This is a genomic window from Phenylobacterium aquaticum (assembly GCF_947378715.1).
In the GTDB taxonomy this organism is placed as follows: Bacteria; Pseudomonadota; Alphaproteobacteria; order Caulobacterales; family Caulobacteraceae; genus Phenylobacterium; species Phenylobacterium aquaticum_A.
In genome coordinates this window covers 1-10,795 of sequence record NZ_CANCLE010000136.1, presented here as the reverse complement: position 1 = coordinate 10,795, position 10,795 = coordinate 1, and the positions used below count along the sequence as shown (strand labels likewise).

The following is a 10,795-nucleotide window of genomic DNA, read 5'->3' as shown; positions in this document are numbered from 1 at the left end:
GACACCGGCCGTGGTGATCAGGAACTGCTTCATTCGAATCCCGGGTGAGGAGAAAGGCCTAAGCTATATCGGGCGGGGCTTCGCGCAAATGAAGAGGTCTCAACCCCCAGGGGTTGAGAATTCCGGCGCGATGCGTGCGGCGCTGGCGGCCGGGTCAGGCTGGGGTCACGTCGAAGGCCATGGTCAGCCGCCGCCCATCGGTCGAGAACGGGATGACCCCGTGCCACATATAGGACGGAAACAGCACTAGCCGGCCGGGCCGGGGCTCGACGAAACGCTCGGGCGGGCAGGGTGGATCAAGGGCGATCGGCGGCTCGCCGAAGCTCAGCCAGCCCTCGTGACGGGCCGAGCCTTCGATCACGCGGGGCGTGGCGACATAGAAGACGGAGGAGATCCAGCCCTCCATGTGCAGATGATTGCTGTGCGAGCCGCCCGGGCCCAGCAGCACCGACCAGGCGCCGTGGATCTGGTGGGCGCCGGTGTTGCGCGACCTCAGCGGGTCAGCGCCGGGGCCCAGCGCCTGGACATAGGCGTCGATCGCGGGGGCGAACTGGCGGAACGCGGCCTGGATCGCCGGGTCGTCGGAGCCGGTGAGCAGGTGGGAGATCTGGCTGCCCTGTCGCACCGACTGGTTGGTCGGCTCCCGGACATAGAGGTGCTGGGCTGAGAGCGCCCGGTCGAGGTCGCTGAGGAAGCCGGCCATGTCGTTCCAGCCCTCAGGCGTCGGCAGATCATAGATCCGCACCAGGCCGTCATGGTCGCAGAGCGTGGCGTGGAGCGGATCGCCCGCCTGGCGGGCGGCGACGGCGGCCCAGCCCCAGAGCGACTGATTGGCCGGCGCGCGCTTCAGGCCGCTCAGGGCGGCCTCCAGGGCCTCGGACGGGCGCCCCTGGGCCAGGGCGACGATGCAAAGCTGGTTCAGGACGGCGGGCTCGCCGGGGGCGAGGGCGTGAGCGCGTCTGGCCAGGGTCTCGGCCTCGGCGGCCAGGCCGAGCGCCATCGCCGCCTGGGAGGCCGCGAGGCCAAGCGGGCCATCCCCGGGCGCCTGGTCGGCGGCGGCGCGCAACAGCGCCCAGGCCTGTTGATGTTGGCCGGCGGCGCGCATCAGATCGGCCTGCGCCATCCGGACCCGGGCGCCCGGCGCGCCGGCCCGCTCGGCGGCGGCCAGGACGGCCAGGGCCTCGCTCAGGTCGCCCCGCCGCATCCAGACCAGATTGGCCAGCTCGGCGGACCAGGCGAGTTCGGCCGGGCGGCGGCGCAGGGCCTGGCCCAGGGCGGCCTCGCCCTCGTCCAGCCGGCCGGCGGCGACCAGGGCCCGGCTCTGGACCAGCCAGGTCTCCGGCGCGTCGAGCCCCAGGCGGAAGGCGGTCTCCAGGGCGGCGATCGCCTCGGTCGCGCGGCCGAGATCGCCGAGTGTGGCGCCCAGATTGTGCCAGGCGATGCGTGACTGCGGAAACCGGCGCACAGCCTCGCGATCGACCTCCGCCGCTTCGCCGCGACGCCCCAGGCCCTTGAGCGCGGCGGCGTGCAGGGCGAAGGTGCGCGGGATGGCGTCGGGACGGGACAGCAGGGGGTCGGTGGCGGCCAAGGCGGCCGAGAAGCGGCCGGCCGCGATCTGGGCGGCCGCCTCATCCAATATGGTCTTGCTCAAGCCCCAGCCCTTGCGCGAACGCATCCCCACCCAAGGTGTCGCCCGGATCACGAGGTTCGGCAATCCATGTTATCCCGCGCGACCCCATAGGAGCCGGCCCCAGGCATGACCGCACGGCAGTATCTCAATCCGGATCTGGACGAGGCCGCCCTGGCCGCCCGGTTCGCGCAAGCCGGGCGGCTGCACGTCCCCGACATCCTGGCCCCGGACTTCGCCGGGGAGGTCGCCGCCGCCATGGCCGCCGCCGTGCCCTGGACCCGGGCCTTCACGGTCAAGGGCCAGGGCTATGACATCGACTTGCGGGCCCAGGCGGAAACCCCGGCCGATGTGCTCGCCGCCGTGGAGGCCTCGATCGCCGAGGGCGGGCGGACGGGCTTTCAATATGACTATGAGCGCTGGCGGGTCAGCGACGAGGTCGAGGCCGGCCGCCGGCCGTCAGGCGACCTCACAGCCCTGGGCCAAGTCCATGATCTCCTGAACAGCGACGTCTTCCTGGGGCTGATCGCCCGGATCACCGGCGACGCGCGCGCCGTCTATAGTGACGCCCAGGCCACCCGCTATCGCGCCGGCCATTTCCTCACCACCCACGACGACGACATCGCGGGCAAGCACCGGCTGTTCGCCTATGTGCTGAACCTGACCCCGGTCTGGCGGCCGGAGTGGGGCGGGCTCTTGCTGTTCCACGACGCCGACGGCCATGTCGTCGAGGGCTTCACGCCGAAGTTCAACGCCCTGAACCTGTTTCGCGTGCCCCAGGCCCACAGCGTCAGCCAGACGGCGGGGTTCGTCACGGGAGAGCGGCTGTCGGTGACGGGCTGGATCAGGAGCCGGACGCCGGGCGGGCGAGGAGCTGGGCGGCGGAAGCTCATTGAGCGTGGTGAAGAGCGATTGCGGCCTCTCACCCCGCCTTCGGACTAATTGTTCTTGATTTGTTCTTGACAATCCAGGATTGAACATTCATCCTATGCCTTGCTGAGCGCGATTTGGGACAGGCTCGGCGCTTCTGAAGAAGATGGAGAAGGACGGCTTCTAAGCCGGCTCTGAGGCATGGGCGAAAGCATTGTGGAATTCATGAGGCGCCAGCAGCGCAAGGCCGAGCGGCTTGCACGAGACGCCGAAGCCGCGGCGCATGAGGCGTACGGAAACGCGATCAGGGCCGGCCAGGACCTGAAGCTAGAGTCCCCGGGTGATGTGGTGCGACATGGCGCCCAGATCCTGCAGGATGCTGAGACTCGCACGCGAAAGGCGATCGCACGATCAACTCGCGACGCCAAGGCTCTGGCAAATGAAGCTCTGGCGCGGGCGGGCCAGAGCCCGGTCCTGAGATCGGCGGCCGGAGATGCGGCCAAGGTGGTTGGGAATGTCGCTGGCGTCCTAAGGGGCGGGGCTCACACAGTGGAAGGTCTGGCTGACGCCGCCCTCTTCGCCCAGCGTCTCACCGATCCCTTAGATCTTGTCCGTAGTGGCCCTGCCGAATGGGCGCCGGTTCAATTGGTTCGGGGCGCGGCGAACTTGGAGCGGAGGGGCGCGGACTATGTGAAGAAGGGGATCTCCGATCCGCAAAGTGTTGTGACGGACGCCAGATCTGTTGCGGGCCAATGGCGCCGCGATCTCGATCCGTCGGCCACGCCGCCGGCCCCCACGTTCAAGGGGGAACTCCAGCGAAACTTTGAAATCGCCCAGAACCAAGGTGAGCTCGCATTCGATGTCGGTTCGCTACTCGTTGGCGGCCCTGGGGCTAAGGCCGTTACGGGCTTGGAACGCCTGTCTAATGTGGGCAACGTCGAGAAGTATCTGGCGCAGGGCTTCAGCCACAAAGGCGCTGAACATCTCGCCACGCTATATCCGGCGTCAAATATGGGTAGCCACTTCATTCCTCGACGCACGCGGCTACCCGACTTCCTCGGCGGCGGACCCTTGCCCAAGAGCTTCAGCGATGGTGTCTTCAATGTCCTGAAGCCCGAAGGGATGAGCCGCGGCGATCTCTATGAGCTCCACTATAAGGTGGACCCCCAATTCTATGGGACCAAGGTGATCCGGGGCGAAGGCTGGAGCGGTAAGCGCCTGGGCCTAGAGCGACATGGTCCGCTCGGCCGCCTGTGGCACGGCAGCCCTCCGCCTTTGAAGGCGCGGGCTGCGGGGCTGGGCGCGAGCGCCGGGACAGCCATTTATCTTTCCGATGATCAGGAGGCGCGACCGTGAGCCGCTACGTGAAAATCGAATTCCATTCCGCCTTTGCCGATGACTCCGTCGAGGATGATGCCGGGTTCGTGCAGTGGCCCGGTCGAAACGTCGTGGAAGTCCTGAAGGCGGGGCTTGAGGCGCGAGGATATGAGGTGTCCGATCCGATCGACGCCCAGGAAAGTGGCTGGGAACTGGACATCTCGCGGAACAAGAAGCGTTTCTGGCTGAAGGTCAGCCTGATCGCATCCGACGAGAACTATCTCAATGCGGGGCACATGACGTGGTCCCTGTGGCCGGATCAGAAGGTGTTCGACGCCTTTCTGGCGGACCTGAAAGCCATCTTAGGGGCCGACGGACGTTTCAGCCGGGTCTCAGGGTTTCCGACGCCGGCTTAGGGCGGGTCGACCGCCGGCGATTTGTCGTGCGCCGCCCTGTGGGGAGGGCCGCCGCCTGCGCGCACAGGCCAAGCGGGTGATGTCTTGGGAAGGATCGCCCCGTCGGGATCTGGGGAAGGTCCTCTTGGTCGGAGTGGCAGGATTTGAACCTGCGACCCCCGCGTCCCGAACGCGGTGCTCTACCAGACTGAGCCACACTCCGACTTGAGGAGGGCGCTATATAGAGGAGGGAATTGTGGGCCGCAAGCGACGTCGAGGCCGTTGCATCCACGAAACCGTTGCGCTATCCACACGCCCTCGCGCGGGCCCAGCCCGTCGCTGTTCCTGCTGGGGAATGGTGTAATGGTAACACTGCGGTTTTTGGTACCGTCATTCTAGGTTCGAGTCCTAGTTCCCCAGCCAATCTCTCCCGACATCGACAAAGACCTGTCTCCGCAAGGGATTGCGAGATCGTGGCCGGCTGGACCACCGCGTCGCGCGCGGCCGGGCGCGTGAGGGGGCAGGGCGAGCCCGTCGGCATGACGGACCCGCCCCAGGTCTCGAATCAGGCCTTGGCGGCCCGGGCGGCCAAGGCGGCGCGCACCCCGGCGCCATAGGCCGGGTCGGCCTTGTCGAAGTGGCCCAGCTGCCTTTGCAGGATCTCGTCGCTCACCTGGCTCAGCGGACCGGCCAGATTGTCGAACAGGTCCTGGCGCTCCTGGGGCGGCAGGATGCGGAACAGATTGCCGGCCTGGGTGAAATCGTCCTCCTGGCCCCGGCCGTCATACCGCCCCGCCGCGCCGCTCAGGTCCCAGCCCGCATCGCCGTGGCCGAAGCCGCTCGGCTGGCTGCCCGCAGCCTGGACATTGGCGTAGTTGGGCGCCGAGCCGCCGTTGGCGATCGCCATCTGGCCGTCCCGCTGCTGGTTGTGGAAGGGGCAGCGTGGCGCGTTGACCGGCAGGTGCTGGTGATTGGTCCCGACCCGATAGAGCTGGGCGTCGTGATAGCCGAACAGCCGGCCCTGCAGCATCTTGTCCGGCGAATAGCCCATGCCCGGCACGAGGTTGGCCGGCGAGAAGGCCGCCTGCTCGACCTCGGCATGGTAGTTCGCCGGATTGCGGTTCAGCTCCAATATGCCGACCGGCATGCGCGGGAAGTCGGCGTGCGGCCAGACCTTGGTCAGGTCGAAGGGGTTCCAGCCGGTCCGCGCCTCCCATTCCGCAAGCTCAGCCTCGGTGGCGACCTGGATACGCACTTCCCAGCGGGGATAGTCGCCGCGGGCGATGGCCCCGAACAGGTCGCGCTGGGCGTAGTCCGGGTCCGCGCCGGCCAGGCGGCCGGCTTCCGCGGCGCTGAGGTTCCTGATGCCCTGCTGGGTGCGCAGGTGCCACTTCACGAACACCCGCTCGCCGGCCGCATTGATCAGGCTGTAGGTGTGGCTGCCGAAGCCGTCCATGTGGCGATAGCCGTCCGGCGTGCCGCGATTGCTGAACAGCATGGTCACCTGGTGCAGGGATTCCGGCGCCTTGCTCCAGAAATCGAACATCATGGTCGGCGACTTCAGATTGGTCTGCGGATCGCGCTTCTGGGTGTGGACGAAGTCGGGGAACTTGATCGGGTCCTTGATGAAGAACATCGGAGTGTTGTTGCCCACCAGGTCCCAGTTGCCGTCCTCGGTGTAGAACCGCATGGCGAAGCCGCGCGGATCGCGCTCGGTGTCGGCCGAACCGCGTTCGCCGCCGACCGTGGAGAACCGCACGAAGGTCTCAGTGGTCTTGCCGATCTCAGCGAACAGCCTGGCCTTGGTGAAGCGGGTGATGTCGTGGGTGACCGTGAAGGTCCCAAAGGCGCCCGAGCCCTTGGCGTGGACGACCCGCTCGGGGATGCGCTCGCGGTTGAAGTGCTGCAGCTTCTCGATCAGGTGGAAGTCCTGCAGCAGCAGGGGGCCGCGCGGACCGGCGCTCAGCGAGTTCTGGTTGTCGGCGACCGGAATGCCGGAAGCGGTGGTCAGGGTCGGTTGATCGGACATCGGGAGTTCCTCGAGCTGGATAGCTTGAGGTCATGGTCGAGCCTGACGTTCCATAAGTCTAATCGATCTAAATTGAGTTTTAGATAGGAAAAAACTATCTTCCCTTCCGGGTCAATGACCGTCCAGGGCCAGGCCCGGGGCGTCGGGCGCGCGGGCTTCCCCGCCGTTCAGGGACTTCTGCATCCAGACCGTGTCGACCCAGCGGCCATGCTTGAAGCCCACGGCCTTGCAGACCCCGGCATGCTCGAAGCCCAGGGCCTGGTGCAGGCCGATCGAGGCGGCGTTGCCGCTGTCGCCGATCACCGCCATCACCTGGCGCAGGCCCAGCGCCTCGCAGGCCGCCAGGACCTGGGACAGGACCGCCCTGCCCACCCCTTTGCCAATGGCGTCGGGCGAGACATAGACGCTGTCCTCGACGGTGTAGCGATAGGCGGCGCGGGGCCGGAAGGCGCCGGCATAGGCGAAGCCCAGCACTGTCCCATCCTCTTCCGCCACCAGATAGGGCAGGCCAAGCGCCACCACGGCGGCGCGCCGACCGGCCATGTCCTCAGCGGTCGGGGGGACCTCCTCGAAGGAGGCGAGGCCGGTCAGCACATGGTGGCCATAGATGGCGGCGAGCGCCGGGGCGTCGGTCTCCAGGGACGGTCTGACGATCATGGCCTTCCTCTTCAGCCTTCCCAGCCCCGGGCCACCGCCCAGACGGCGAAGGCGTAGTCGAGGGCGATCTCCTTCAGGAAATCAAATCGGCCGGACGCGCCGCCATGGCCGGCCTCCATGTTGATCTTGAGCAGGATCGGCGAGGCGCTGGTGGAATTTTCGCGCAGCCGCGCCACCCACTTCTCCGGTTCCCAATAGGTCACCCGGGGGTCCGACAGGCCGCCGGTCGCCAGGATCGGCGGATAGGCCAGGGCGGCGACGTTGTCATAGGGACTGTAGCTGGCGATCTGGTCATAGGCCGCCGCGTCCTCCAGCGGGTTGCCCCATTCGGGCCATTCCGGCGGGGTGAGCGGCAGGGTGGTGTCGCTCATGGTGTTGAGCACGTCGACGAAGGGCACGGCGGCGATGATCCCGGCCCAGAGGTCGGGGCGCATATTGGCGATCGCCCCCATCAGCATGCCGCCGGCCGAGCCGCCATAGGCGACCATGCGGCCGCGCTGGCCATAGCCCTGGTCGGCCAGGTGCTCGGCGCAGGCGATGAAGTCGGTGAAGGTGTTGACCTTCTTCTCCTTGCGTCCGTCGAGGAACCAGCCCCAGCCCTTGTCGGAGCCGCCGCGCACATGGGCGGTGGCCCAGATCCAGCCGCGATCCACCAGGCTCAGGCTGCGGATCGAGAAGCTGGGCTCCATGGCGTGGCCGTAGGAGCCGTAGCCGTAGAGCAGCAGGGGGGCGGAGCCGTCGAGCGGGGTGTCCTTGAGCATCAGGACGGTGATCGGCACCTCGGCCCCGTCGGCGGCGGTGGCCATCAGGCGGCGGGCCACATAGCGGCTCGGATCGTGACCGGAGGGGATTTCCTGGGTCTTGCGCAGGGTCCGTTCCCGCGTGGCCATGTCGTAGTCGATCCACTGCCTAGGCGTGGTCGGCGACTGGTAGACGAAGCGGGTCAGCGTCGTGTCGTACTCATAGCCCTCGCTGAGCGACAGCGCGTGGGCCTCTTCCTCGAAGGCCACCACATGCTCGCCGCCCTCGCGGGCCATGATGGTGATGCGGTCATTGGCGTCGACCCGCTCCAGCCGCGCCAGATGGTTCGCATAGGCGGCGAAGCCGGTGATGAACCGGCCGGGCTGGTGGGCGACGAAATCCACCCAGGTGGCCTTGGCCGGGATCTCGGCCTGGGAGCGGGCGAGCTTGAAGTCCACGGCGCCGTCGGCGTTGGTGCGGATCACCCAGCGGTCGGACCAGTGGTCGGCCTCGTACTTCACTCCGACCTGGCGCGGCTCGACCACCACGGCGCCCTGGGTCGGATCGGCGGCCGGGATCAGCCACAGCTCAGTGGTCTCCTGGTTGCCGACATGGATGACGATGTGGCTGTCGTCGGCGGTGGTTCCGACGCCCAGGAACATGCCCTCGTCGGCCTCCTCATAGACCAGCACATCCTCGCCGCCCCGGGCCGGGCGGCGGAAGACCTTGGAGGGCCGGGCGTTGTCGTCGCGCCAGATCCAGAACAGCCACTGGCTGTCGGGCGAGAAGGCGAAGTCGCCATAGGCGCTGTCGATGGTCCAGGGCAGCACCTCGCCGGTGGCCAGGTCCTTGACGCGGATGGTGTAATATTCCGATCCCTGCTCGTCGCAGGCATAGGCGTAGAGCCGGTGGTCGGGGCTGTGGTGGGCCGCGCCCACCTGGAAGAAGGCCTTGCCCTGGGCCAGTTCGTCCTCGTTCAGCAGCACCACCTCGCCGTCGGTGCGGCCGCGCGGTCGGCGCGCATGGATCGGATGCTCGGCCCCGATCTCGTAGCGGACATAATAGTCCCAGGCCCCGTCGGGGGAGGGGACGGAGCTGTCGTCCTCCTTGATGCGGCCCTTCATCTCCGCGAACATTTCCGCCTGCAGGGCCTCGGTCCCCGCCAGCATCTCCTTGGCGTAGGCGTTCTCGGCGGTCAGGTGTTCGCGGATGTCGGCGCGCAAGGCCGACGGGTCGCGCAGCACCTCGCGCCAGTTGTCGTCCTTCATCCAGGCATAGTCATCGACCCGGGTGCGCCCCAGCTGGACGATGGTCTTCGGGTCGCGGCGGGCGGTCGGCGGGGTCAGGGACATGATCGCTAGATGAGGGGCTCCGCCGGCCCTGGCAAGCGTCGCCTAGGCAGGAACCGGCGCCGGCGTCCGGGCGCCCAGTCTTTCCTTCAAGTGGTCGCCGACCCGCATGGCGTTGGCCACGGTGGTGAGTGTCGGGTTCACCGAGGCCGAGGAGACGAAGAAGCTGGTGTCGACCACATAGAGATTGTCCAGCTCGTGGGCCTTGCACCAGGGGTCCAGCACCGAGCTCTTCGGATCGGTCCCGAACCGCACCGTGCCCAGCTGGTGGGCGGTGCCGTAGAGCGGCAGCAGGGAATCGAACTGGATGTGGTGCTGAGAGAACGGGTGGATGTGGTCGACGAAGCCGTCGAGCGACTGCTTCAGGGTCTTCACCAGCCGCTCATGGCCCTCAAGGTTGTTGTGCTCATATTCCAGCCGCAGCCGGCCGTCGGAGGTCATCCGCACCCGGTTCTTGGGGTCGGGCAGGTCTTCCGAGATCACCAGCATCGACAGCATCCGGCTGGCCAGGGCGCTGGAGAAGGCGTCGGGCACCAGGGCCGGCGGCAGCCAGTCGGAAATCTCGCCCTCCAGCGTCTTGCCGGACATGTATTCCAAGAGCTGGATATGGCCCATCGGCTTGTCGAAGCCGCCGCGCGGATCGCCATAGTAGAAGTCGTTGACCGCCTGGGTCTTGGGGAAGGTGATCTCCACCGGGGCGGCGGTCAGGGAGACCATGGCGGTCAGGGTGTGGAACATATAGTTGCGCCCCACCTGGTCGGAGCTATTGGCCAGGCCGTTCGGATGGGCGGGATTGGCGGAGTTCAGCAGGATCGCTGCGGAATTGGCGGCGCCGGCCGCCAGCGCCACGATGTCGCCGCTCCAGCGTTCCTCGCCGTGCTCGGTGGCGCAGACCACCTCGGTGACGGTCTTGCCCGAGGCGTCGGTCTCGATCCGCAGCACCTTGCGGCCGGTCAACAGGGTGACATTGGGCAGGCCCAGGATCGGTTCGACCGCCAGGCTGCGGGCGTCGGACTTGGCCTTCAGCAGGCAGGGATAGCCGCCGCAGGTCCGGCACTTGATGCAGGGCGAGGTCAGCGGGTTGTCGGCGTCCAGCTTGACCCCGATCGGCAGGGAGAAGGGCTTCCAACCCTGAGCCTGCCAATGCTGGCGCAGCTGCTCGATGCCGGGATCATTGCGCACCGCCGGGTGGGCATAGGCCGGCTCATCGCCCTCCTCGGTGGGGTCCTCGCCTCGCTGGCCGTGCACCTGCCAGAGGGTCTCGGCCTCGGCATAATAGGGCGCGAGGTCGGCCAGACGGATCGGCCAGGCCGGTGAGACGCCGCCGGCGTGCTGGACCTCCTCGAAGTCGCGGCCGCGCAGCCGCATCAGGGCCGCGCCGTAGAAGCTGGTGTTGCCCCCGACCCAATAGTGGGTGTTGGGGACGAAGGGCTTGTCGCGCTTGTCGTACCACTTCTCCTTGGTGCGATAGCGGTGGTCGATGAAGACCGCCTTGGAGTCCCAGTTCTCGGCCTCGCGGGGCAGGTGCTCGCCGCGTTCGAGGATCAGGATCGACTTGCCGGTGGGCGCCAGCCGCTGGGCCAGGGTCGCGCCGCCGGCGCCCGAGCCGATGACGATAAGGTCGAAGCGCGCGGTCATCTCAGTCCCCCAGATGATATTTCGCCGAACCCCTGCGGACTGCGGCGGCGACCAGACCCTGGGGCAGATAGTGCAGCAGGGCGGCGGCCAGCTGGTTGTGCCAGCCGGGTATGACCACAACACGGCCAAGCTCATTGGCGCGGATCGCGGTCTCGACCACGGTCTCGGCCGA

8 protein-coding genes and 2 tRNA genes are annotated in these 10,795 nt (G+C 67.6%); 4 read left to right on the top strand and 6 right to left on the bottom strand.

Annotated elements, in window-relative coordinates; genetic code table 11:
• Positions 1–154: 154 nt before the first annotated feature.
• Positions 155–1,675, bottom strand: coding sequence for a putative 2OG-Fe(II) oxygenase (locus Q7P21_RS15770; RefSeq protein WP_304177823.1), 1,521 nt, complete (start codon positions 1,673–1,675; stop codon positions 155–157).
• A gap of 81 nt (positions 1,676–1,756) precedes the next feature.
• Here Q7P21_RS15770 and Q7P21_RS15765 point away from each other — a divergent pair, with 81 nt between their 5' ends.
• From Q7P21_RS15765 to Q7P21_RS15755, 3 genes are all read left to right on the top strand, one after another.
• Positions 1,757–2,569, top strand: coding sequence for a 2OG-Fe(II) oxygenase family protein (locus Q7P21_RS15765; protein WP_304177821.1), 813 nt, complete (start codon positions 1,757–1,759; stop codon positions 2,567–2,569).
• Between the two features lie 129 nt (positions 2,570–2,698).
• A complete protein-coding gene (locus Q7P21_RS15760; protein ID WP_304165643.1) occupies positions 2,699–3,853 on the top strand; it encodes a hypothetical protein in 1,155 nt (384 codons plus the stop codon).
• Positions 3,850–4,230, top strand: coding sequence for a hypothetical protein (locus Q7P21_RS15755; RefSeq protein ID WP_304177820.1), 381 nt, complete (start codon positions 3,850–3,852; stop codon positions 4,228–4,230). Before Q7P21_RS15760 ends, Q7P21_RS15755 begins: the two co-directional genes overlap by 4 nt.
• 125 nt (positions 4,231–4,355) lie before the next feature.
• On the opposite strand, the gene Q7P21_RS15750 is transcribed toward Q7P21_RS15755, so the two are convergent.
• A tRNA-Pro gene (locus Q7P21_RS15750) sits at positions 4,356–4,432 on the bottom strand.
• Between the two features lie 126 nt (positions 4,433–4,558).
• Between Q7P21_RS15750 and Q7P21_RS15745 the strand changes: the two genes are divergently transcribed.
• Positions 4,559–4,632 (top strand) — tRNA-Gln (locus Q7P21_RS15745).
• A gap of 142 nt (positions 4,633–4,774) precedes the next feature.
• Here the strand turns inward: Q7P21_RS15745 and Q7P21_RS15740 are convergent.
• The 4 genes from Q7P21_RS15740 to Q7P21_RS15725 all read right to left on the bottom strand — a co-directional run bounded on the left by Q7P21_RS15740 (position 4,775) and on the right by Q7P21_RS15725 (position 10,623).
• Entirely contained in the window at positions 4,775–6,238 is a 1,464-nt protein-coding gene (locus Q7P21_RS15740; protein ID WP_304165637.1) for a catalase, read from the bottom strand.
• Between the two features lie 111 nt (positions 6,239–6,349).
• Positions 6,350–6,895: a GNAT family N-acetyltransferase gene (locus tag Q7P21_RS15735; protein ID WP_304177818.1), complete on the bottom strand. Its 546-nt coding sequence runs from the start codon at positions 6,893–6,895 to the stop codon at positions 6,350–6,352.
• An 11-nt stretch (positions 6,896–6,906) separates the two neighbouring features.
• Positions 6,907–8,988 (bottom strand): S9 family peptidase, encoded by a 2,082-nt coding sequence (locus tag Q7P21_RS15730; RefSeq protein WP_304165632.1) that lies wholly within the window; start codon positions 8,986–8,988, stop codon positions 6,907–6,909.
• A 42-nt stretch (positions 8,989–9,030) separates the two neighbouring features.
• Positions 9,031–10,623, bottom strand: a complete 1,593-nt coding sequence (locus tag Q7P21_RS15725; RefSeq protein ID WP_304177816.1) for a GMC oxidoreductase — start codon at positions 10,621–10,623, stop codon at positions 9,031–9,033.
• Positions 10,624–10,795: the final 172 nt, after the last annotated feature.